Origin of the sequence: Streptomyces polygonati, assembly GCF_042650325.1 — a bacterium.
Taxonomy (GTDB): domain Bacteria; phylum Actinomycetota; class Actinomycetes; order Streptomycetales; family Streptomycetaceae; genus Actinacidiphila; species Actinacidiphila polygonati.
In genome coordinates this window covers 306,755-328,725 of sequence record NZ_JBHSBB010000001.1, presented here as the reverse complement: position 1 = coordinate 328,725, position 21,971 = coordinate 306,755, and the positions used below count along the sequence as shown (strand labels likewise).

General features: G+C 70.2%; 20 protein-coding genes. 9 read left to right on the top strand and 11 right to left on the bottom strand.

Features of this window, described 5'->3' with window-relative positions:
- Positions 1–34 precede the first annotated feature (34 nt).
- From ACFO3J_RS01355 to ACFO3J_RS01345, 3 genes are read right to left on the bottom strand one after another with little or no spacing between them, the layout of a single operon-like run.
- Entirely contained in the window at positions 35–733 is a 699-nt protein-coding gene (locus tag ACFO3J_RS01355) for a hypothetical protein (RefSeq protein ID WP_386425052.1), read from the bottom strand.
- Positions 733–1,632 carry an ABC transporter ATP-binding protein gene (locus ACFO3J_RS01350; protein WP_386425049.1) on the bottom strand — a complete coding sequence of 300 codons (900 nt, stop codon included), beginning with the start codon at positions 1,630–1,632 and terminating at the stop codon, positions 733–735. The genes ACFO3J_RS01355 and ACFO3J_RS01350 overlap by 1 nt, the downstream gene beginning before the upstream one ends.
- Positions 1,629–2,021: a GntR family transcriptional regulator gene (locus ACFO3J_RS01345; protein WP_386425048.1), complete on the bottom strand. Its 393-nt coding sequence runs from the start codon at positions 2,019–2,021 to the stop codon at positions 1,629–1,631. Before ACFO3J_RS01345 ends, ACFO3J_RS01350 begins: the two co-directional genes overlap by 4 nt.
- Before the next feature lie 158 nt (positions 2,022–2,179).
- On the opposite strand from ACFO3J_RS01345, the gene ACFO3J_RS01340 reads away from it, so the two are divergent.
- A complete protein-coding gene (locus ACFO3J_RS01340) occupies positions 2,180–2,638 on the top strand; it encodes an anthrone oxygenase family protein (RefSeq protein ID WP_386425046.1) in 459 nt (152 codons plus the stop codon).
- Positions 2,639–2,669: 31 nt separating this feature from the next.
- Here the strand turns inward: ACFO3J_RS01340 and ACFO3J_RS01335 are convergent, their stop codons facing one another.
- The 5 genes from ACFO3J_RS01335 to ACFO3J_RS01315 all read right to left on the bottom strand — a co-directional run bounded on the left by ACFO3J_RS01335 (position 2,670) and on the right by ACFO3J_RS01315 (position 7,413).
- On the bottom strand, positions 2,670–3,329 hold the full coding sequence (locus ACFO3J_RS01335; protein ID WP_386425043.1) for a cysteine hydrolase family protein: 660 nt from the start codon (positions 3,327–3,329) through the stop codon (positions 2,670–2,672).
- Positions 3,329–4,390 (bottom strand): LLM class flavin-dependent oxidoreductase, encoded by a 1,062-nt coding sequence (locus ACFO3J_RS01330; RefSeq protein ID WP_386425040.1) that lies wholly within the window; start codon positions 4,388–4,390, stop codon positions 3,329–3,331. The genes ACFO3J_RS01335 and ACFO3J_RS01330 overlap by 1 nt, the downstream gene beginning before the upstream one ends.
- A 77-nt stretch (positions 4,391–4,467) precedes the next feature.
- A complete protein-coding gene (locus tag ACFO3J_RS01325) occupies positions 4,468–5,583 on the bottom strand; it encodes an ABC transporter substrate-binding protein (protein WP_386425038.1) in 1,116 nt (371 codons plus the stop codon).
- 160 nt (positions 5,584–5,743) lie between these two features.
- Complete coding sequence (locus ACFO3J_RS01320) at positions 5,744–6,592, bottom strand: ABC transporter permease (protein WP_386425035.1); 849 nt, start codon at positions 6,590–6,592, stop codon at positions 5,744–5,746.
- 23 nt (positions 6,593–6,615) lie between these two features.
- Positions 6,616–7,413, bottom strand: a complete 798-nt coding sequence (locus ACFO3J_RS01315; protein WP_386425033.1) for an ABC transporter ATP-binding protein — start codon at positions 7,411–7,413, stop codon at positions 6,616–6,618.
- Between the two features lie 308 nt (positions 7,414–7,721).
- Here ACFO3J_RS01315 and ACFO3J_RS01310 point away from each other — a divergent pair, with 308 nt between their 5' ends.
- The 8 genes from ACFO3J_RS01310 to ACFO3J_RS01275 all read left to right on the top strand — a co-directional run bounded on the left by ACFO3J_RS01310 (position 7,722) and on the right by ACFO3J_RS01275 (position 16,468).
- A complete protein-coding gene (locus ACFO3J_RS01310; protein WP_386425030.1) occupies positions 7,722–8,039 on the top strand; it encodes a DEAD/DEAH box helicase in 318 nt (105 codons plus the stop codon).
- A gap of 541 nt (positions 8,040–8,580) precedes the next feature.
- Entirely contained in the window at positions 8,581–11,259 is a 2,679-nt protein-coding gene (locus ACFO3J_RS01305; RefSeq protein ID WP_386425028.1) for a M14 family zinc carboxypeptidase, read from the top strand.
- Positions 11,260–11,334: 75 nt separating this feature from the next.
- Entirely contained in the window at positions 11,335–12,618 is a 1,284-nt protein-coding gene (locus ACFO3J_RS01300; RefSeq protein WP_386425025.1) for a threonine synthase, read from the top strand.
- A complete protein-coding gene (locus ACFO3J_RS01295) occupies positions 12,615–13,403 on the top strand; it encodes an amino acid ABC transporter ATP-binding protein (RefSeq protein ID WP_386425023.1) in 789 nt (262 codons plus the stop codon). The genes ACFO3J_RS01300 and ACFO3J_RS01295 overlap by 4 nt, the downstream gene beginning before the upstream one ends.
- Positions 13,404–13,434: 31 nt before the next feature.
- Positions 13,435–14,364, top strand: a complete 930-nt coding sequence (locus ACFO3J_RS01290; RefSeq protein WP_386425021.1) for a transporter substrate-binding domain-containing protein — start codon at positions 13,435–13,437, stop codon at positions 14,362–14,364.
- A 2-nt stretch (positions 14,365–14,366) separates the two neighbouring features.
- Entirely contained in the window at positions 14,367–15,047 is a 681-nt protein-coding gene (locus tag ACFO3J_RS01285) for an amino acid ABC transporter permease (RefSeq protein ID WP_386425018.1), read from the top strand.
- Complete coding sequence (locus ACFO3J_RS01280; protein WP_386425016.1) at positions 15,047–15,703, top strand: amino acid ABC transporter permease; 657 nt, start codon at positions 15,047–15,049, stop codon at positions 15,701–15,703. Before ACFO3J_RS01285 ends, ACFO3J_RS01280 begins: the two co-directional genes overlap by 1 nt.
- Positions 15,704–15,787: 84 nt before the next feature.
- Positions 15,788–16,468 (top strand): GntR family transcriptional regulator, encoded by a 681-nt coding sequence (locus ACFO3J_RS01275; RefSeq protein WP_386425015.1) that lies wholly within the window; start codon positions 15,788–15,790, stop codon positions 16,466–16,468.
- Positions 16,469–16,520: 52 nt separating this feature from the next.
- On the opposite strand, the gene ACFO3J_RS01270 is transcribed toward ACFO3J_RS01275, so the two are convergent.
- From ACFO3J_RS01270 to ACFO3J_RS01260, 3 genes are all read right to left on the bottom strand, one after another.
- Positions 16,521–17,978, bottom strand: coding sequence for a gluconokinase, GntK/IdnK-type (locus ACFO3J_RS01270; protein ID WP_386425012.1), 1,458 nt, complete (start codon positions 17,976–17,978; stop codon positions 16,521–16,523).
- Positions 17,979–18,191: 213 nt separating this feature from the next.
- Positions 18,192–20,603: a glycosyl hydrolase family 8 gene (locus tag ACFO3J_RS01265; protein ID WP_386425010.1), complete on the bottom strand. Its 2,412-nt coding sequence runs from the start codon at positions 20,601–20,603 to the stop codon at positions 18,192–18,194.
- Between the two features lie 258 nt (positions 20,604–20,861).
- Positions 20,862–21,947, bottom strand: a complete 1,086-nt coding sequence (locus ACFO3J_RS01260; protein ID WP_386425007.1) for a hypothetical protein — start codon at positions 21,945–21,947, stop codon at positions 20,862–20,864.
- Positions 21,948–21,971 lie beyond the last annotated feature (24 nt).

Sequence of the window (21,971 nt, the reverse complement as noted above, 5' to 3'; positions counted from 1 at the left end):
CCTCAGTGCTGCCCTCGCGGTCACACGGTCACGGTCAGACGGTCAGACGGCGGATGGTGGCGAAGCCGCCGGCCAGCATGACGGCCGCGGCGGCGGCGAGGATGCCGGTGATTCCGGTGACGGTGATGGTGGTGAGGAGATGGCCGAGGTGGGTCCAGTCGTGCAGCCAGGTCGTGACGATCGCGGCGAGGGCCAGCACACTGAGCTGCAGCGCGCCGAAGACCGCGCTGCCGACCAGCCCGGCGCGGCGGTAGACCAGGCCGTACCACATCCCGTAGACGAACAGCAGGACGAAGGTGGTGCTCGCGGTGAGCCACGACAGGTACCAGGGGCCGTCGAGGAGGTAGGGGACCCGGAAGAACGCCATGTTCATGCCCCACCCGCCGGTGGCCCGTTCGAGGGCTTGACCGGCGGTGACGACGAGCCCGAAGCACACGGCCAGGGCGAGGGCCAGTGAGGTGGCGCCGAGGAAGTACGTACGCCGGCTGACCCCGAGGGTCAGGGCGAACGGCAGCGCGCGGGCCACGGACTGCACGCCCACCACGAACACCACGACGAAGACCGCCGCCAGCCCGCCGACCCAGCGGTGGTCGGTGTGACTGGCCGGGGTGAGGCGCAGGACCACCACGTCGAGGACGAAGCCGAAGGCCGCCCATGTCCAGGGCAGTACGACGTAGGTGACACGGTCGAGGAGCAGATAGCGGGCGACGGTGGCGAGCGCGGTGGGCCGCATCAGGATGCCTTCGCTGTCGTGGGGCCGGGTCGGTCCTGGAGTTCGGCCGCGTGGACCGCGAGCTGCTGGAGCGTGACCTCCTCCAGGCGCAGGCGCAGATGGTCGGCGAACTCCCGGTCGCGTTCGTCGAGCCGGCCGACCATCACCGCCCTGGTCTGCGAGCCCATCGTGTGCCGGCTCAGCGTCGTACGGCCGGCCACGAACCGCTCCACGCCGCCGGCCGGGCCGGTGACGGTCGTGGCGGCGCCGCGCAGGTCGTCGGTGGGGGAGTCCAGGACCAGCCGGCCGCGATCGATGACCAGGACACGGTCGAGGAGTGCGGCGGCCTCGTCGATGAGGTGGGTCGAGAGCACGATGCACCGCGGGTGGGCGGTGTAGTCGGCCAGCAGCTGGTCGTAGAAGAGCGTGCGGGCGACCGCGTCCAGGCCCGCGTACGGCTCGTCGAACAAGGTGAGTTCGGCGCGGGCGGCCAGTCCGACGATGATGCCGAGCGCGGTCCGCATGCCGCGCGACAGCTTCTTGATCGGCCGGTTCGGCGGCAGCTCGTACGCGTCCAGCAGGGCACCGGCCAGGTCGGCGTCCCAGTTCGGGTACAGCAGCGACGCCGCCGCGATCGCGTGCCTGACCTTCAGATCGGGGTATATCTGGTCCTCCCGGACGAGGATCATCCGGCGCAGCACCGCGTCGTTCTCCAACGGCCGGGCCCCGAAGACGTGCACGCTCCCGGCGGTGGCGAACTCCTGGCCGGCCAGGATGCGCAGCAGCGTGGTCTTCCCGGCGCCGTTGCGGCCCACCAGTCCGGCGATGCACGGTGAGTCGATCGTGAAGGTGACATCGGCCAGCGCCTGGTGGCCACGGTAGCGGCGCCCGACCCCGGCCACCGAGAGCGCCCGCGTCATGCCTCGCCTCCCACGGTCACCTCGGCCGAGGCCGACTCCTCGCGCACCAGACCGAGCAGTTCGTCCAGCCCGATCCCGAGCCGCGCCGCCTCGACCACCAGCGGCCGTACGTAGCGGTCGGCGAAGCGCCGCCGCCGGGCGCGTACCAGCCGCTCGCGCGCTCCCTTGGCGACGAACATGCCGACGCCCCGGCGCTTCTCCACCAGGCCCTCGTCCGACAGGACGGTGAGGCTGCGCGCCGCCGTGGCCGGGTTGACCCGGTAGAACGACGCGAGTTCGTTGCTCGACGCGACGCGCTCTCCCTCGCCCACGGTGCCGTCGGCGATCTGGTTCGCCAACTCGGCGGCGATCTGGGCGAAGATCGGCCCGCCGTCTTCCAGGAGTGACATCCTGCCTCCCTTGCTCAACTGGTTCCCTAGTCTACTAGTGAACCAAAGTGAGGGACAAGGGAGCGAAGTGGATTCTAGCGTCGCTAGACAATCGAGCGATGGCACGTCCAGTATCGCATCGGAATCTAGCGCCGCTAGGACGAGCCTCGGGAGGGGACATGCGGGACGTACTGGCCGTCGGCACGGTCGTCGTGGTCGGACTGATGGTGGGTGTGGAGTTCGCGGTCGCGGTGTTCGTCAACCCGATCCTCGACCGGCTCCCGGACGACGGCGGACTCGGCGCCCGCAGCGACGGGGCGCGCGTGCTCGGCCGGGTCATGCCGTTCTGGTACATCGGCTCGGTCGTCCTCGCGGCGGTGTGGGCCGCACTGGCGTGGGGCGGCGCGGGTGCGCCGGCCATCGCGGCGGGCGCCGCGCTGCTCGTGCTGAGCGTGGTGATGTCGGTCCTGCTGCTGGTGCCGATCAACTCCCGGGTCGCGACCTGGTCGCGCGAGGGCGCGCCCGCGGACTGGAAGCGGCAGGTGGGGCGTTGGGACCGGTTCCATTACGTCCGCGTGGCCGTCATCGTGCTCGCCTTCGCCCTCTTCGCCGTCGCGCTCGCCTGGAGCAGTGCCTAGGGCAGTGGTCCGGCGGCGGGGAGGCCGCCGGTCACCGGGGAATCCTCTTCCAGAGCTCCACGACCTCGTCGGCATCGCTGAGCAGGGCGACATTGAGCGCCAGTTGGGCGAGGGCCGCGGTGTGGACGCCGAGGTCGTAGGCGGCCGTCGCGTCCCGGGGGACGACGACCGGCCAGTCCAGCTGGATGGCGTCCTGCGCGGTCGCGTAGACACAGCACTCGCTGGTCAGACCCACGATGGTGAGCCAGTCGCAGCCGGCTTCGCGCAGCCGCGCGTCGAGATCGGTGCCGAGGAATCCGCTGTAGCCGCGCTTGACCACCCGCGCCTCGCCCGCGGCGGGCCGCATGCGGTACACCTCGGCGCCGGGTGTACCGACCACGCACGGCTCGGCCGGGCCCATGGGCGCGTCGTAGTCGCCGCCGCGCAGCCAGTTGCCGGCCCGCCACGGCAGCGCCGGATCGCTGCCCAACTCGACCCAGAACACCGGGACTCCGGCGGCGCGTGCGGTGTCGACGAGCTCGCCGACCCGGGTGACCGCCCGGTCGAGCGCCGTCAGGGCGGCGTCCGTCAGCCCGTAGTCCGCCAGACACGCCGGATCGGCGAAGTCGCGCTGCACATCGACGACGACCAGCCCGGGCCCACTGCCGGGCCGGGTGAGGCGGGCGAGTTGTCTCTCCCGCAGGTCCGGCATCAGGCGGCCACCTCGTCACGGGCCCGCAGGGCCGGCAGTACGGTCTCGCCGAACAGCACCATGTCCTCGTCGTACTCCGGGAAGATCAGCATGAGCCCGTCCAGACCGGCCTCGTGCACGATGTACTCGATGTGGTCGGTGACCGTCCGCGCCGAGCCCGCGACATACGCGGTCTGGAACGCCGCCTCGCCCTCGGCGCCCTCGGCCCAGGCGCGGGCCTGGTCCTCGGGCACGCCCCAGGTCCGGCGCATATGGGCGAGTGCCTCGCGGTCGAGTCCCGCGCCCCACTCCTTCACCTTCTTCGCGGCCAGTTCGTCGGTCGCGTCCTGGACGACGGTGAGCATCGAGTAGGTCTTGCAGACCCGGCCGTTCGCCTTCGCCCGGGCGTGGACGTCCGCCGAGAGCGTCCTCATCTCGTCGAGGCTTTCCGCGGCCAGGAAGGCGCCGTCGGCGTACCGGGCTTGGAAGCGGCGCGCGTCCTCGGACTTGCCCGCGCTGATGAGGGTCGGGCGGCTGGCCGGATGCGGGCGGGACTCGCAGTCGACGAGGTCGAAGTACGGCGTGTGCATGGTCACCGAGGGTTCGGTCCACAGCCGGCCGACCGCCTCCGTCCACAGCTCCGTCATCCGGTAGCGGTCCTCGTGGCCGAGCTCCGGGTCCCAGACGCCGAACTGCTCGAACTCCCCTGCGTAGGAGCCGTTGACGATGTTCATGCCGGCCCGGCCGCCGGAGACGTCCTGGAGGGTGGCGAGCATCTTGGCCGCGATGGCCGGGTTGTGCACGTTCGCGTGCAGGGTGGCCCAGATCTTGACCCGGGAGGTGCACTCGGCCAGCGCCGACATCATGGTGATCGATTCGAGCGAGCGGCCCCAGTGGTCGGTGGTCCCGCCGAAGCCGCGCCACTTCGCCATCGACATGATGAAGTCGAGCCCGATGCCCTCCGCGTGCAGGGCGGCGCGCTTGTTCCAGGCGTAGCTCGCCTCGGGATGCGGAGCCGTCGTGGACAGCATCCATCCCCCGTTCCCGATGGGGAGGAAGATTCCGTACTCTTTCGCGGGCACGTTGCGGGCCTTTCCGTGAGATTCCTGAAACCGCTCCGGCAGACGTCGGGACCGGCGGGGCGGCCCCACCGACATGGCTACGGGGCGGGCCAGACGAGCTTGCCGGCGGCGTAGATGTCGCTGACGAACGAGGTGTCGAACCACCCCGCGGCCTTGGCGGCGGTCACGCCGGCCGGCACGATCGTGAACTGGTGCAGCATGCCGACGAGCTTCGCGACGTTGGCGGGGTCGATGCCGCCCAGCGGCTGTCCCGGTGTGGGGTTGTCCTTGACGACCTGGGTCTCGGTCTTCCAGATGCTCGCGTTCAGCGTCTTGTCGTACGTCGGTCCCGACAGCCGCGCCGCGTAGCCGACGCACTCTTCGATGTGCGTCTCGCCGGACGAACAGTAGGCGTAGGCGTGCAGCGCCGCGCGCAGGATGTCCTCGACCGCGTGCGGATGCGCCTTCGCGAAGGCCGGGTTCACGGCCATCGCGCCGATGGAGCTGGGGATGCCGTAGTCGACGGGCTTCCACACGGTGACCTCCTTGCCCGCGGCCTTGAGCTGGTTGGGCTCGTTGGAGACGAAACCGGTGAGTGCGGCGAGGCCGCCCTGCCGGCGGGGCAGTACGGAAGGGTCGTACCCCTCCTTGACCAGTTTGAGTGAGTCCCACTTGACTCCGGCCTTGACGAGCATCGCCTCGACGGCGGCGGGCACATAGCCCTTGTGCCCGACGACTTTGCCGTCGAGCTGGGTGAGCCCGGTGATGTCCTTGTTCGTCATCAGGATGTCCAGGCCCGCGTTCGAGTACGAGGAGATGCCCTCGATGTCGATGCCGTTGGCCCGGGCCTGGATGATGTCCTGCTCGGCGACGGCGGACACCGTCGCCTGCCCGCTGGCCAGCAGCTTGGTGTTCTGCGCCGTGTCTCCGGTGCCGGGCTTGAGGGAGACATCCAGGCAGAGGTCGTCGAAGTAGCCGAGCTTGGCGGCGGCGATGTATTCGAGGATCGAGACGGACGACTGGTACTGGTAGCCGGACAGATAGGTGATCCGGCCGGCCGCCTTGTTCTCCGCGCAGCGCTCGGCGGAGATCGCGGAACCCTTCGAGCCCGACGGCGAGCTGCCGTCCGAGCCGGAGCCGCATCCCGCGACGACTGCGGCCAGCACCACGGCGGCCAGGCCCGCGGAACCGGATCGGATGAGGCGGTGCGGCATGGTGACTCCGTAAGGGGTGAGGTGGCCAGGGGGTGAGGTGGCCCGGGAGGGCCGGAGCCGGCCGAGGGGGCCGGCCGGGCGGCAGGGATTACCGGGCGCCGGGACCCTCGCGGGCCCTGCGCCCGGCGGGGCGGAGCGGTGCGTTCGGCGCGCCAGCGGGTCAGTCCGGCGTGCTGTCGTGCCAGTGCAGGGCGCGACGCTCGACGAGCGTGACGGCGAGCAGGAGCACGACGCCCATGAGCGCGAGGACGAAGATCGACGCGTAGACGACCGGCAGCTGGTTCATGGACGAGGCCGTGCTGATCGCCGTGCCGAGGCCGCGGGTCGAACCGGCCGCCGACATCTCGGCCACCACGGCGCCGATGATCGACAGCGGGAAGACGATGCGCAGCGCGGCGAAGAGATAAGGCAGCGCGTTGGGGACGCGCAGGTGCCACAGCAGCTCGATACGGCTGGCGTCCATCGTCCGGTACACCTGGAGCACCTGCCGCGGCACGGACCGCAGACCGGCCGCGGTGTTGATGAGGATGGGGAAGAAGCAGATCAGCCCGGTGATGATCAGCTTGGGCAGCGGGCCGAAGCCGAAGGCCACCACGAGCGCCGGGGCGATCGCCACCAGCGGGGTGACATTGAGGACGACCGCGATCGGCATCACCGCGCGCGCCACCAGCGGGAGTTCGCTGGTCAGCACCGCGAGGACGAACGCGGCGACGAACCCCATCGCGAGCCCGGCGGTCGCCTCGCCCAGCGTGACCAGGGCGTTGTCGACGTAGTAGCCGGGGTTCGAGGTGAGTGATCCGCCGATGTCCGGGAGCGACGGCAGGAGATACGGCAGCCTCCTCGCGCCGTACTGCCACAGGGCGGCGAGAAGCAGCAGCGTCACTACGAGAGGCAGCCACACGGAGGGGCGGACCCGCGCCGTCCAGGACGTCCGACGGCCAGGACCGGAGCGCGGCGGTTCGGCGGGCAGCCCCGCCTCGGGCAGCGTGGTGGCGCGTTCCTCGGCCACGGTCACGTCCTCCGACCCCCCGCTCACGCGGCGTCGCCGTGCCAGGCGCGGCGCAGCCGGTCTCGGACCAGGTCCTCGTACGCGTGGAAGCGGCGCTCGCCGAAGAGATCCTGGCCGCGGGGCCGCGGCAGGTCGACCTCGATGCTCTCCACGACACGGCCGGGATTCGGGGCCATCACGACCACGGTGTCGGAGAGCCGGACGGCCTCGGACACGGAGTGGGTGACGAACAGGACGGTCGTCTTCAACTCGTCCCACAAGGTGAGCAGTTGGTCCTGGAGGCTCTCGCGGGTGAATTCGTCAAGCGCGGAGAAGGGCTCGTCCATGAGCAGCACATCGGGCCGCAGGCCGAAGGCACGCACGATCGCCACGCGCTGCCGCATGCCGCCGGAGAGTTCGGCCGGAAGCTTGTGCAGGGCCTCGCCGAGACCTGCCTTGACGAGGAGTTCGCGCATATCGGGGGCGGCCGGTGCGCTCTCCCGTCCGGTGACGTCAGCGATCCGCGCCCGGCGTTTTCCGGCGCCGCGGTTGATCTTCTGCGGCAGTGTGACATTCCGCAGCACGGACATCCACGGCAGCAGGGCCGGGCTCTGCGGCACCAGACCGATCATCTTGGCGGCGCACGCCTCGGCCGGTGCGACACCGTGCACCCGGACACCACCGCGATCGGGCTGTTCGAGCCCGGCGACCAGGCGCAGCAGTGTCGATTTGCCGCAGCCGCTGGGCCCGATGAGGCTGATGAAGCGGCCGGGCCGCACCGTGAGGTCGACGTCGTCGAGGGCCACCGTCGTGGACGGCCCGAAACCGTAGGCCCGGCGCACGGACCGTAACTCAAGCGCAGGCGTGCCTGCCAACTCCACACTGCCCTCCCTGGTCGGCCAACTGCCACGCGGAAGCCGCTCAGGTACCCGGCCCCGGCCACCTTGTGTCTCTGCCCAGCGCCGCGACCGATTACGCGGCGTTTTCCGCTGGATGCGGCGCGTCGCGGAAGCCGGTGGGGAGGCGGACGGGACCGGCGGCCGTTTGACATGCGTGCCACGCCTGCAAGACTGGTGGACAGAGCGTGACAAGAGCGGCATTTCCGCTCCTGGCGGGGCGGCTGTGCCGCGATACCCGCAAGGAGGAACCGATGGCTCACCACAACCGGGACCGCAGGGCCTCTCCCGAGCGTCGCGAGCGCGGCCTCCCGACGCGTCCGGACGACGACGCGCTGGCCGATCGCACCGAGCGCGAGCGCGTGGACGCGGGGCTCGCCGACTACGACCCCGGGGATCTCCCCCCGGCGTCCGACGAACCCGGCAAGACCCGCGTCACCGAGAGTGAGCAGTACCGGGAGGAGAAGACCGAGATCGACCGCGAGACGAAATCCGGCGAGATGGACTCCGACGGCACCAAAGCCCGCCGCGACCGGGCTCCGTACCCGCCCACTCGGTACGAAGACCGCTGATCACCCGGCCGGCCCCGGCCGGAGCCGCCGGACATCGGCGGCAGGCCAGGATGTCCGGTCCTTGCCCCGGCTGCCCAGCGGCAGCCGGGGCGAAAAGCTGAACCCCGCCGCTCCTGAGGGTGCGCCCGCCCCTTCGGCTTCGCCGGTGCGCGCCCGGGCGCGAAGGGCTGTCGATGCGTCAGCGGACCCTCGCCGAAGGCGTGTTGCCGACCCTCCGAAACCCGCTGACACCCCCTCAGCCAGGCACGATGCAACACGCTTTTAATATTAAATCCAAGATGGAACCGTTGCCTTCACTCGTTCCCGGCTGGCACATTGCGTCGCACGCAAGGTTTTCACGGCCCGGGGTCGGGGGCGCTCGCGGATCACGCGAGTCCGTCCGACAGCAGCGCGCGGCACTCCCGGCATCGCGACAACCAGGTGGCGCAGCGTCGCGCCACGGCGTTGTACGACACCCCGCAAGCCAGTGGAGTCGGCCCTCCCCGACTCCGCGACGGACAACGGCCCGGCCCAGCCGGACTGTGAAAGGCGATGTCGGTAGATGACCAGCAGCGAAAGCTCAAGACTCTCCCGCCGAACGCTTCTTCGGACTACCGCGGCGGCCGGCGCCGGGGCGGCCGCGACCGTGATCCACCCGGGCGCCGCCTCCGCGGCGCCCGCGACCCCCGAGGCCGTGACCGACCACGGCCAGCCGTCCGCCCGCACACAGAAGAAGGGGGCCATCCCGACCCCGGCGGAGTACTTCGGAACGCCGATCGGAACCGATGGCTTCCTGGCACAGTGGGACAAGATGGTCCCGTACTTCCAGCTGATCGGCGCCCGCAGCGACCGGGTGACGTACGAGGAGATCGGCAAGACCACGCGGGGGTATCCGTATGTCCTGCTGACCATCAGCTCGCCGAAGAACCTGGCCAATCTCGACAAGCTGGTCGCCACCAACGCCAAACTGGCCGACCCGCGCGGGCTGTCCGAGGCCGAGGCGAAGAAACTCGCCACCGCCGGCAAGCCGTTCTACTACGTGCAGGCCGGCATCCACTCGACCGAGGTCGGCAACTCCCAGGCCGCCATCGAATGGGCCTACCGGCTGGCCACCGAGCAGTCGGACTACATCGAGAACATCCTGGACAACCTCGTCATCCTGCTCCAGCCGTGCCAGAACCCGGACGGCATCGTCCTCGTCAACGACTACTTCGCCGCCACGGCCGGCACCAGCTACGCGCGCACCTACCCCGACCTGTACAACAAGTACACCGGCCACGACGACAACCGTGACTGGATCATGCTCACCCAGATCGAGAGCAAGTACAACGTCGCGATCCTGAACAAGTACCGGCCCCAGGTCTTCCAGGACTCCCACGGCGCCAGCACCGGCTCTCCCCGGCTGTTCACCCCGCCCTACCTGTCGCCGTACGACCCCAACATCGACACCGTGCTGGTGCAGCAGACCGACACGGTGGGCCTGGCGATGCAGCGGGGTATGACCGCCGCCGGTATGAAGGGCAACGGCTGGGGTTCGGAGTACGACTACTGGTCCCCGTCCCGGCAGTACTGCGTCTACCACGGCTCGGCGCGCATCCTGACCGAGGCGGCGGCCGCCTCCAACCTCGCCTATCCGCAGGTGGGCACGAAGCCGCTCGGCCAGCAGACCACCGACATCAACTTCATCGAGCCGTACGACTCCACCACCTGGACGCTGCGCAACATCGTCGACTGGGTCTCCCAGGCCTTCTATTCAGGCCTGGAGACGGTTGCCTACGACAACTACAACTGGCTTTACAACTCCTACCGCGTCGGGGTCAAGGCGGTCACCCGGACCAGCCCCTACGCCTATGTCATCCCCGCCGGGCAGCGTGACCCGCAGGCGGTCCACGACGCCCTGGAGATCTTCCACCTCGGCGCGGTGGAGATCCGCCAGGCGCAGGTCGCCTTCTCCGCCGACGGCAAGCAGTACCCCGCCGGGTCGTACATCATCTTCCTGCAGCAGCCCTATGCCGGCTTCGCCAAGACGCTGCTGGAGGTGCAGGACTACCCGCAGTTGCTGCAGTACCCCGGCGGCCCGCCGCAGCAGCCGTACGACACCACCGCGCAGACCCTGCCGATGCTGCTCGGCTTCGAGGCGGACCTCATCACCACGTCCTTCTCGACCAGCACCAAGCTGCTCAGCTCCATCAAGCCGCCCGCGGTCGCCACACTGTCGGCGGCGCCGAGCACCGGGGCGTACGCGATCGGGCCGGAGTCCTACGGGGTGTTCCGGATCGTCGCCGCGCTGCAGAAGCAGAACATCCCCACCTTCCGCGCCGCCGCCCAGTTCACCGACAACGGCCGCACCTTCCCGGCCGGCACCTTCCTCGTCCCGCCGTCCCCGGCCGCCCGGCAGCTCCTGCAGGCCCAGTCGAAGACCACCGGCATACCGGTGTCGACCCTCCGTGCGGTGCCCGCCGTGGCCGGCGTCCAGCTCAAGCCGGGCACCAGGATCGGCCTGATCAAGCCGCCGGACAACATGCCGTCCGGCTGGCTGATGTGGACGTTCGAGCAGTACGGGGTGGACTACTCCGTCGTGGAGGCTGGCGACTACGCCGACCTCGCCGGCAAGTACGACGCCATCATCATGCCGGAGGGGGTCAGCAAGAACTCCATCACCAACGGCCTGAACCCGAAGAACTACCCGCCCGACTGGGCCTGGGCCTTCGGTGTCGGCACGACCGGCTGGAACCAGCTGCACGACTTCGTGACCGGCGGCGGCACGCTGGTCACCTACGGCAGCGGGACCGCGACGGCCAAGTCGCTGTTCACCCTGCCCATCACCTCCGCGCTGCCCAGCTCCGACTCGGACTTCTACTGCCCCGGATCCCTGCTGAGCCAGGAGTTCGACCCGAACCACCCGGTGGCCTGGGGCGTGCCGGCCGACAACCCCGTCTGGTTCGTCTCGGACGACGCCTACCGGCTGTCCGGCACGAGCACCTACCCGGTCGAGGTGGTGGCCAAGTACCCCGACACCGGCGACCAGCTGCGGAGCGGCTGGCTGATCGGGGGCGAAAGCCTCAACGGGGCGGTCAACGGGCTGTCCTGGACGATCGGCGACGGCTACGTCGTCACCTTCGGCAACGAGATCGGCTTCCGCACCTGGAACCGGTCCGAGCAGCGGGTGCTCTTCAACGCCGCCTACTACGGGCCGTCGACGAAGCTCACCGAGGACCAGTTCCGGCGCCTCGGCAAGTAGACCACCTGGTGGGGGACGGGTCCGCCCGCCCCCCACCACCGGCCATCCCCGGCCCGACAGAGAGGAAGTCACCGGTTGTACCCCGACGACGGCAGCTGGACGAGCGCGCTGACCCACCTGGAGTGCGGACGGTGCGCCGAGCGGTACGACGCGGACGTGCCGCAGAACGTGTGCCGCTGCGGTTCACCGCTGCTCGCCCGCTACGACCTCGACCGGGTCCGGGCCTCGGTCGGCCCGCAGGACATCGTGTCGCGCGGCGCGGACCTGTGGCGTTACCGGGAGCTGCTGCCGGTGAGGGACCCCGCGAACGTGATCTCTCTGGGCGAGGGCTGGACACCGATCGTGCCGCTGCCCTCCTACGGCCGGCGGATCGGGATACCGGGCCTGCTGGCCAAGGACGAGGGCATGCTGCCGACCGGCAGTTTCAAGGCCCGGGGCGCGGCGGTCGGCGTCTCCCGGGCGCACGAACTCGGCGTGCGGCGCCTGACGCTGCCGACCAACGGCAACGCCGGCGCCGCCTGGGCCACCTATGCCGCGCGGGCGGGTACGGAATGCCTGGTGGTGATGCCCGAGGACGCTCCGGAGGTGACCCGCAAGGAGTGTCTCGCGGCCGGCGCGCGGGTGTACATCGTCGACGGCCTGATCGGCGACGCCGGCCGCATCGCGGGACAGGCGGTGAAGGACGGCTGGTTCAGCGCCGCGACGCTGCGCGAGCCGTACCGCATCGAGGGCAAGAAGACGATGGGCCTGGAGATCGCCGAGCAGTTCGGCTGGCGGGTGCCGGATGTGGTGGTGTACCCGACCGGTGGCGGCGTGGGCCTGATCGGTATCCGCAAGGCACTCGACGAGTTGACCGCGCTGGGCTGGATCACCGGGCGGCTGCCCCGCTTCGTGGCCGTGCAGTCCAGCGGCTGCGCCCCGATCGTGCGGGCCTTCGAGTCGGGGGCCGAGACCGCCGAACCGTGGCCGGCCGACCAGGCACGCACGGTCGCCTTCGGTATCAACGTGGCCAGCGCGCTCGGCGACTTCCTCATCCTGTCCGCGCTGCGGGACAGCGACGGCACGGCGGTCGCCGTCGACGACCGGGACATCCTCCAGGAGCAGGTGGCCTGCGCGGACTCCGACGGTGTGCTGATGTGCCCGGAGGGGGCGGCGACGCTGGCCGCGGTACGCCGGCTGCGCGCCGACAACTGGCTCGACGGGGACGAGGAGGTGCTGGTGCTCAACACCGGCAGCGCGCTGAAATACGCCGACTCCCTGCGAGTCGGCCAACCGCCCCGGCTGGAACGCGACGCGGACCTGCCGCCCGAGGCGACCTCCGCGGCCGGCACCGCCGGCGGCTGTCGGACCCTGTCATGACGGACTCGCCGGGCGCCGGCGGCCCGCTCGCCCCGGCACCCGCCGACGAACCGCCGGCGATGGTGGAACTGCGCGGGGTCCACAAGTCGTACGGCAGTGTCGACGTGCTCAAGGGCGTCGACCTGACGGTGGCGCGCGGCGAGGTGGTCGCCGTCATCGGCCCGTCCGGCGGCGGCAAGAGCACCCTGCTGCGCTGCGTCAACCTGCTGGAACCGGTGACCTCCGGTCAGGTGCTGCTGGAGAACGAGGACCTGACCGGGCCGGGGGTCGACCTGAACAAGGTTCGCCGCCGGATCGGCATGGTGTTCCAGCAGTTCAACCTCTTCCCGCACCTGTCCGCCGTCGACAATCTCACCCTGGCGCCGCGCAAGCTGCTGGGGATGCCCAAGGACCAGGCGCGGGAGCGGGCCACCGCGCTGCTGGACCGGGTGGGGCTGGCCGGCAAGTCCGGCGCCTATCCCAAGCAGCTGTCGGGCGGGCAGCAGCAGCGGGTCGCCATCGCCCGCGCGCTGATGATGGACCCGCACGTGATGCTGTTCGACGAGGTGACCTCCGCGCTCGACCCGGAGCTGGTCAGCGAGGTCCTCGACGTGATGCGTGACCTCGCCCGCTCCGGGATGACGATGCTCTGCGTCACCCATGAGATGGGCTTCGCCCGCGAACTCGGCGACCGCCTGGTGTTCATCGACGGCGGCGTGATCGCGGAGCAGGGCCGCCCGGCCGATGTGCTGGACCGGCCCCGGAACGACCGTACCCGTCAGTTTCTGCACAAGGTTCTCCGATAACCCGTCAGATCCAGCAGAAGGAAGCAAAGCCTTGAGATCGAAATTCGGCATTGTCATCGGTGCGGCGATGGTCCTGGTCTTCGCCGCCGGCTGCTCCTCCTCGTCCGACGGGTCGTCCCCGTCGGCCGCCGGTTCCAGCGGCTCCACCGCCACCTCCGGCGGCACCGTGGACGTCGGGGCGCCGCTGCCCGACGAGGTGAAGAGCAAGGGCAAGCTGACGGTGGGCGTCAAGTGCGACTACCCGCCCTTCGGATACATCGACGAATCGTCGAAGAACGCGGGCTTCGAGATCGACATAGCCCACCAGATGGCCGCCTACGCGTTCGGCGACCCCAACGCGCTGACGCTGACCTGCGTGACCGGGGCCAACCGGGTGTCGTTCCTGACCTCCAAGCGCATCGATTTGATCGAAGCGACGATGAACTACACCCCGGAACGCGCCCAGACCATCGACTTCTCCACCCCTTACTTCGACAGCGGCGTGAAACTGCTGGTACCCAAGAACTCGCCGATCACCTCTTACGACCAGCTGGCCGGCAAGTCGGTCATCACCATCTCGGGCGCCACCGCCAGCCTCTGGCTGACCCAGTGCGTGAAGGACGCCAAGCAGACCCTGTTCACCGAGACCAGCCAGGCACTGACCGCGCTGAAGCAGAAGCGCGGCGTCGCCTTCGCCCAGGACGACACCCTGCTGCTCGACCTGGCGGCGAAGAACTCCGACCTCAAGGTCGTCGGCGACGCCAAGGCCGACAGCCCCTGGGGAATGGGCGTCCGCAAGGGCGACGCGCAGATGCTGGCCTGGGTCAACGGCGCACTGGCCCACATGCAGCAGACCGACTTCTTCTGGACCGAATTCCAGAAGACGGTCACCGACGCCTCCGTGCAGCAGCAATTCGCCAAGTACGTCCCCCGCCCGGGCAGCAAGCTGACCTATCCGTCCGGCTCCACCCTGCAGTGCTGAGCATGTCCGACGCCTCCGGCTACCACTTCCAACCGGGCTTCATCGCCCATCACCTCGGTGAGCTCGGCACCGGCCTGCTGCGGACGCTGGCGATCAGCGCCATCGGCATGGCCGGCGCCCTGCTCGTCGGGGTCGTCCTCGGCGCGATCAGCACGCTCCGCGTGCCGATCGCCCGACAGCTGATCAGGGTCTACGTCGAGGTGTTCCGCAACACCCCGCTCCTGGTGCAGATCTTCTTCCTCTACTTCGCGCTGCCCGACACCGGGCTGCGGCTCGGCGGCTTCACCGTCGGCTGGCTGTCCCTCCTCCTGTGGGGCGGCGCCTACAACGTGGAGAACTTCCGGGCCGGCTTCGAAGCCGTCGAAGGCGGCTACGTCGAGGCCTGCCGGGCCCTCGGCTTCCCCCGGCTGGCCGCCTTCCGGCAGGTCACCCTGCCGCTCGGAGCCCGCATCGCGCTGCCGTCGGTCACCAACATCCTCATATCCGTCTTCAAGAACTCGTCGTTCATGGTCGCGATCAGCTATCCGGAACTCACCGCGACCGCCGTCAACATCGTCGCCGTCAGCTTCCGGGTCTTCGAGATGTTCCTCGCCATCGGCGTCATCTACCTGGCGCTGGTCTGGCTCATGTCACTGGGCGCCGGAGCCGTCGAGCGTCGTTTCGCGATACCGGGAGAACACTGATGCCCCCATGGGCCGGGCCCGTAGCCAGCTACCTCGCCACCGGCCTGCGCGAGACCGCCCTGCTGGCCCTGGCCAGCATCGCGGCCAGCCTGCTGCTCGGCACCCTGCTCGGCGCCGTACTCACCCAGCCCAGCAGAGCGGTCCGGGCGGTGGCCCGGGCCTACGTCGAGATCTGGCGGGGGCTGCCGATCATCATCATCCTGTACTTCATCTTCTTCGTCCTGCCCATCATCGGCATACGGGTCGACACCTTCAGCGCCGCCGTCATCGGACTGTCCCTGTGGGGGAGCGCCAACATGGCCGAAGTCGTCCGCGGCGCCGTCCAGTCGGTGCCCCGCGGGCAGGCCGAGGCCGCGGCGGCGCTGGGCTTCTCCTGGACCGGACGCATGCGCCACGTCCTGCTGCCCCAGGCGGCCCGGCGAGCGCTGCCCCCGGTGATCGGACTCGTCGTCAACCTCACCCAGCAGACCTCGCTGGCCGCCGTCATCGGGCTGCTCGACATCCTCGAAGCGTCGCAGCGCTCCATCGAACGACTCACCCTCTCCGGCGGCTCCTCCCACGCGGTACCGATCCTCGGGGCCGTACTCGCCGTCTTCTTCGTGATCTGTCTACCATTGACGATGCTGTCCCGCTGGTACGAGCGCCGACTCCACTGAGACGCCCGGCCGGGCCCCGGCAACGGGGCAGCACCGTCCTCGGTACCGACAACTTCACGCAGAAAAGGGGGGCCACCGGCGAGCATGACCGTCCCGCGCCACACCCTGCTGAACGCCGCCTACGACCACCTGCGGGCCGCCATCCTCGATGGTTCCCTCACCCCGGGCTCACGCGTCACCGTCCGTCCCCTGACCGAACAGCTCGGCCTCAGCCCGACCCCCATCAAGGCGGCGCTCGCGGCGCTCGAACGCCAGGGCTTCCTCATCGCGGTCCCGCACCGCGGCTACTTCGTCCCCGAAGCGAGTACCGACGACCTGCTGGAACTGTACGAGCTGCGGGAGGCCCTCGACGGGATCGCCGCGCGCCGGACGGCCGTGGCGCCCGGCCACGACCAGATCGCCGTCCAGCTGAGCCGGCTGCTGGCCAAGCAGCGCAAAGCCATCGCGGCGAACAACCTCCAGTCCTACGGGGAGTTGGACCTCGCGTTCCACCGCCTGATCTGGGAGGGCTCGGGCAGCCGGCGGATCATCCCCATCGCGGAGAACCTCATCGCCCAAGTGCGCCTCGGCAACCGCCTGTCCGCGCAGGCGCCCGGCCGGCTGCCGGTCGCCCTCGACGAGCACGAGGCCATTCTCGAGGCGATCCGCGAGGGCGATCCGCGCGCCGCGGAGCGGCACATCCGCCACCACGTCCGCGAAGCGGGCCAGGCGCTGCGGCGCTCCCTCGGGATCCAGGGCACGGCGGAGCAGCCGCGGCAGCGGTGACTCCACGCCGGCGGCGCGCGGCCGGGGACGGCCCCCGGCCCGCGGCCTTGCCTCAAGCAGCTGTCCGGCGGGCCGCCAGCCGGGCCTGGACCTCGGAGACGATCCGCAGCGGCGGCAGACTCGCGCCGAGGGTCATGCCCGCCTCGTCGGGCTCCAGCGGTTCGAGTGCCTCGAACTGCGAGTCGACCAGCGAGGCGGGCATGAAGTGCGCGTCCCGGCTGGACAGCCGGGACGCGGCGTCGGCCGGGTCGATGGCGAGGTGCACGAAGAAGGCGTCGGGATGGGCGGCGCGCAGCACTTCGCGGTAGATCCTCTTCAGCGCGGAGCAGGTGACCACCAGCCCCTCGTCCGGCGGGGTCGCGGCGACGCGGCGGGCGATGGCCGCGAGCCACGGGCTGCGGCTGCGGTCGTCGAGCGGGACGCCCCGCGCCATCCGCTCGATGTTCTGCTGCGAGTGGAAGCCGTCCCCCTCCTCGTAGGGCGTGCGCAGGGACGCGGCCAACAGCTTGCCGACGGTGGACTTGCCGCTGCCGCTGACCCCCATGACGATCACGGGGACATGGCTCGGGCCGACGATCTCCCGCATGGCCTCCTGGAACGGGGCCCGGTCGGCGGCGCGCAGCCGGTCGACGTCGAACCGGACCAGTCCGGCGCGGAGTCGCTCGCGTACGACGGGGTCCTCGAAGCGGCCGTAGCGGATCTCGGCGAGGATCGCCCCGGCGAAGGACTCGGCGGTGGCGGCCAGGCCCTGGTCGACGGCGTGCGCGAGCCCGACGTGGAACCACATCGCGGCCGGCAGCGGCCGCACCGGGTAGCGCTTGACGGCGCCGCTGCCGGAATCCGGGCCGGGTGTCGCGCGGGGAGCGGCACCGGCCGCGAGCGGGTGGCGGCCTGCCCAGTCGCGGTCGATCCGGTGGTTCAGGGCCATCTCCACCGGGTGCGCCAGCCGCAGGAACAGCTCGTTGCGCGAACCGCGGAGCAGCGTCCGGTGGAACAGCGCGTCCACGTCGCGGAACCGCTCCCGTATCGCGAATCCCTCCTCGGCCCTCTCGAAGTCCGCTTCCCGGCTGAGGGCGTGCAGTTCGTGGGCGAGGCCGATGAGGTCGTGGCAGATCTCGGCCGGTCGCCAGACGGCCGCCAGGCGGGCCGCGCGCGGTTCGACGGTCTCGCGCAGTTCGGTCAGTGAGCGCATCTGGCTGTCCGGCGCCTTCCGCAGGCGCCAGGCGATCACATCCGGGTCGAGGAGATCCCAGTCGCCGAGCGGCCGGACGGTGGCGCCGATCCTGGGCTGGAGGTTGACCAGCCCTTTCTGGTGGAGTGTCTGCAGTGCCTCGCGGGCCATCGGCCGGGTCACGCCGAACTCGTCGGTCACGGCCTCGACGGTGAGGTGGAAGCCGCGGGGCTTCCCGCCGTCCACGATCTGGCCGCCGATCCGGGCCACGATCTGCGCCGTGGACCCCCGGGACGCCTCTCCTGGGCCTGCGGCGTCCGCGTGTTCGTCATCGGTCATGTCCGGCACTTGTCCCTCGCTTCCACCGGGTTGCGAAATGGGCGGGTCTCCCGGCGCTGGGACGGGTCATGCTCGATTAGATCACGCCGACCGTTGTTCCTGGCCACTGGCGTAGTCATGCATGGGCGCCCCTCGCCGTGCTGGGCGGGACGCCCGGAGCCCCGGCGCGGTGGCCGGGGTGCCGGGTGCCCGAGGGCGCTGGTGGGGGGTGGCTCAGCGTGTGAAGGTCAGGCTGTTGAGAGTGACGGGACCGGTGACGGTCAGATAGACGGTGGCGGTACCGCTCGGCTTGGGATAGCAGGAGTTGGCCTTGAGCTGCCAGGCGCCACCGCTGTCCGGATAGACGGTGCAGACCGGGGCGGCGGTGGCGCTGCCGAGGCGGATGTTGACGTTGACACCGGGCGTGGTGGTGGAGACGCGCAGTTGGACGCCACTGGCGCCGGGCGTTCCGAACTGCGTGTTCTTGAAGGCGAGATAGCTGCCGGCGCCGTTGAGTTTGACGACGGTCCCGCCGTCGGCGCTCTGGGTGCCGCTGCCGGACGCGGCGTCGTAGGACTCGGCCTCGATCGCGGCGTACGGATTGCGGGTGGCGGACGGGGGCGCGGCGGTCGCGGTTTCTTCGTTGGACCAGCCGGACTCGCCGGCCGCGTTGGACGCCAGTACGCGGTAGGTGTAGGCCGTGCCGGCGGTCAGCGCGGTGTCGGTGTAGGTGGTGCTGCCGGCCCCGGGGGTGGCGAGGTCGGCCCATGCGCCCGTGCCGGACCGGCGTTGGACACGGAAGCCGGTCTCGTCCTGGGAGTTGTCGGTCCAGGAGAGCGTGATCTGGGAGGTGGCCGAGGCGGTGGCGGTGGCGGTGAGCGCGGAGGGGGCGGCCGGAGCAGTGCTGGCGGGCGGTCCGGAGGGAGCGCTGTCCGGCTGGTAGATCCGGAAGTTGCCGCTGGTGTGCAGCAGGGCCATGAAGCTGAGCAGGCCGTCGTAGTACCGGTACTGCCCGGTCGGGGGCTGGAGGTTCCACAGCCCCTGGACGAAGTCCCAGGCGCGCGGGTCGGTGGCCGACAGCGAGGCCGCGGCGTTGGAGGCGATGAGTCCGGGCGACCGGTCACTGGACAGGGGGCTTCCGGACAGCGAGTACTGGTTGACGTAGGCGTTGACGCCCTGGGTCTCGAAGAAGCTCTGGAGGCGGTCGGTCAGTGTCGAGGAGCTGGTGTCGTCGGCCCACCAGGCCTGGTCGACCGACCAGTTGACGGCGGTGCGCCAGGCGTCGAAGCGGAAGTCACCATGGTTGCCGGTGTTGTTGGGGGCGCCGGTGAACTCGGCGTAGTCGGGAGCCAGGCCGGTGGCGGAGTTGGTGGCCTTGGCGAAGTAGGCGCGGCCGGCCTGGGCCGCGTCGCTCCAGAACTGCCGGTCCGCCGCCTGCTGGCCCTGGTAACCGTCGGCCCAGCGGGCCCACAGATCGTAGAACGCCGGCAGGTCGTAGGACGGGTCGGAGAACTGGGCGGAACTGCCGAAGGGCACGAACACCGGCAGCTTGGTGGTCGCGTCGAACATGTCGGTGACGCTGTCGACCACCCCGCCGTTCATGTCCTGCTTGTGCAGCATCACGTCCAGGATGGCGTTGGCCTGGTCGGTGTAGTCGTAGATGCCGCTGCCGTCTCCCCAGCGGTGGCCGGCGAAGAACAGCGCGGTGGCGAAGTACTCCTCGCCGTCGGTGGCCGGATTGTCGTCCTCACAGGAGCCGCCGAGGGTCGCCTCCCAGCAGAAGTAACCGGCCCGGGAACCGCTGGTGTGCTGCATGAAGGTCTTCGCCCAGTTCCACAGCGCGTCGAACTGCGCCTTCTTGTCCATCTGGACGGCGATCATCATGCCGTAGCTCATGCCTTCGGTACGGACGTCCGTGTTGCCGGTGTCCTCGATGTAGGCCATGGGTCCCTGGGCGTTGGAACCGGCGGGGTAGTACAGGCGCTTGGTGTCGTCGGTGCTGGTGAAGAAGGCGTTCCAGTAGGTGTCCAGCTTGGCCTGTACGGTCGCGTCGCTCAGCGTGGGGTCCCATTCCTGGAACATGTCGCGGTACTGGCCGCTGGCGTAGGCGCCCGTGGTGGGGGGTTTCGGCGCGGGCAGCGGGGGCGGGGTGGCACCCTCGTACGAGAGCGCGTACTGGTCGACGTAGGTGTCGTTGCTGCCGTTGTCGGTCTCCAGCATGAACTTGATCTGGGTGGGTCCGGGCGTCGCGATGTCGAAGACCGCCTGCTGCACGGTCCATGCCGTACCGGTGAAGGAGAGGGCGGCGACCTTCTTGCCGCCGATGTACACGCTGATCCCGGCGGTGTTGTTCGCGCTGGAGGCACCGGTGACGTCGATCCGGTAGCGACCGGCCTGGGTGAAGTTGTAGCCGGCGAAGGTGTTGTCCTTGTTGCAGTAGTAGACGGCCCGGGTGGCCTGAAGGCTCGTGCAGCCTCCGCCGTTGGTCATGGACTCGGCCTGTGAGGTGACCGGTTGGGTGTCGGCGCGGGCGTGCGCCGCGGGCAGTGCGACCGGAGTGAGCAGCGCGGCGCAGACCGCTGCCAGGACGGCCAGCAGCGTGAAGCGGTTGTGGGGGTGCGGCCCACGGTGTCGACGTGCGGTCACCGTGTCCCTCCTTCGGGGAGCGGGCGATGGCAGGTCCAGGCAGCCCCGGACGCCGTGAGCGATTGTGAAACCTCGCGGCAGCCCCGTCAATGGATATGTATCGATGAAATTTCCGAAATGTTTCGAAGCACCAACTCATCACTACAGGTCAGCTCGATAGCTGGCTGTGGCTTCATCTCTTGGGCTCGAAAACTGCCTGGGAGCAGCGAAACTTTGCGAAATACAAAGGCTTCGACGGGTCCCGCCGTGCCGGCCGGACTACGCCCGGCCCGGCGCCGTCGGCGCGGACCGTTCGGTGGCGGAGCGCCGCGCCGCGTGGCGGCGCCGCAGGTGGATCACGGTGGGGGTGGCGTGGATCTGTTCGTGCCGGAGCCCCGATCGCCGTTTCTGCCGCGTGTGCAGGAGGTCCGCGAAGGAGATCACCGTCAGGGCGCCGAGCGCCCACAGCGCCAGGGCCAGCAGCGGCTGTGCCACACCGTGTCCGGAGAAATAGACCACGCCGCGGAAGGCGCGGACCGCCGCGCCGTTGGGCAGCCACGGCGACAGCTGGCGGTAGACGTCCGGGAGCAGGGGCGCGGGGACGGTCGAACCGTTGGCCGCGTTGCCGACCACCAGCATCGCGCCGGCCCCCAGGGCGGTGCCGGGCAGGCCGAAGAGCGCGTGCGCCGCGGCCATGGTCAGCAGGAAAGCCATCGAGGCGGCGGCCCCGGTCGCCATCAGGGTCCAGGGCGAGCCGGTCAGTGCGCCCAGTGCCGCGTCCAGTACGACCACACCGAGGGCGGCCGACAGCACGGCGTAGCCGGCGGCGGCCGCCACCCGGAACCACAGCCGGATCCGGCGTCCGAACAGATACAGCCCCACGCTGCCGATCACCCCGGGGACGACCAGGCCGATCTCGTAGCCGAACGACGACTGGCCCGACCGGTCGCCGGCCGGCAGCGGCACCTCGTCGACCGCCCGCACCGGGCGGTCCAGCTTCCGCGCCACTCCGCCCAGTTGTCCGGAGACCACCTGCTGCAAGGAGACGCCGTCGGCGCCGGCGGTCAGCACCCGCGCCGGACCGGAAGGCGGCACGACGAGCGCGCCGTAGACGGACGTGTCGAGGATGTCGGTGCGCGCGTCCTGCTCGGAGCCGCGCGTCCGTACCTCGAAGCCTCCGGGCGCCGCTTTCTCCAGCCGGTCGCGGACCTGCGCGGTGGTCGGCGCCGACGCGACGACGTCGACGCGGACCCGGTGCGGCGCTGGCGCGTGCATCGCATAGCCGTAGGACAGGACGAAAAGGCAGCTGAGCACCGACGCCCCCACCGTCAGCATGAGCAACCGCCGTATCGCTGCTTTGTCCACTTTCTCCCTTTCGTATCGCCTGCT

Coding starts and splice junctions, on each gene's coding strand:
- ACFO3J_RS01275 (WP_386425015.1), top strand. CDS start 15,788: ATGACCGTCCCGCGCCACACCCTGCTGAACGCCGCCTACGACCACCTG.
- ACFO3J_RS01345 (WP_386425048.1), bottom strand. CDS start 2,021: ATGTCACTCCTGGAAGACGGCGGGCCGATCTTCGCCCAGATCGCCGCC.
- ACFO3J_RS01280 (WP_386425016.1), top strand. CDS start 15,047: ATGCCCCCATGGGCCGGGCCCGTAGCCAGCTACCTCGCCACCGGCCTG.
- ACFO3J_RS01270 (WP_386425012.1), bottom strand. CDS start 17,978: ATGACCGATGACGAACACGCGGACGCCGCAGGCCCAGGAGAGGCGTCC.
- ACFO3J_RS01305 (WP_386425028.1), top strand. CDS start 8,581: ATGACCAGCAGCGAAAGCTCAAGACTCTCCCGCCGAACGCTTCTTCGG.
- ACFO3J_RS01325 (WP_386425038.1), bottom strand. CDS start 5,583: ATGCCGCACCGCCTCATCCGATCCGGTTCCGCGGGCCTGGCCGCCGTG.
- ACFO3J_RS01310 (WP_386425030.1), top strand. CDS start 7,722: ATGGCTCACCACAACCGGGACCGCAGGGCCTCTCCCGAGCGTCGCGAG.
- ACFO3J_RS01340 (WP_386425046.1), top strand. CDS start 2,180: ATGCGGGACGTACTGGCCGTCGGCACGGTCGTCGTGGTCGGACTGATG.
- ACFO3J_RS01285 (WP_386425018.1), top strand. CDS start 14,367: ATGTCCGACGCCTCCGGCTACCACTTCCAACCGGGCTTCATCGCCCAT.
- ACFO3J_RS01350 (WP_386425049.1), bottom strand. CDS start 1,632: ATGACGCGGGCGCTCTCGGTGGCCGGGGTCGGGCGCCGCTACCGTGGC.
- ACFO3J_RS01355 (WP_386425052.1), bottom strand. CDS start 733: ATGCGGCCCACCGCGCTCGCCACCGTCGCCCGCTATCTGCTCCTCGAC.
- ACFO3J_RS01295 (WP_386425023.1), top strand. CDS start 12,615: ATGACGGACTCGCCGGGCGCCGGCGGCCCGCTCGCCCCGGCACCCGCC.
- ACFO3J_RS01335 (WP_386425043.1), bottom strand. CDS start 3,329: ATGCCGGACCTGCGGGAGAGACAACTCGCCCGCCTCACCCGGCCCGGC.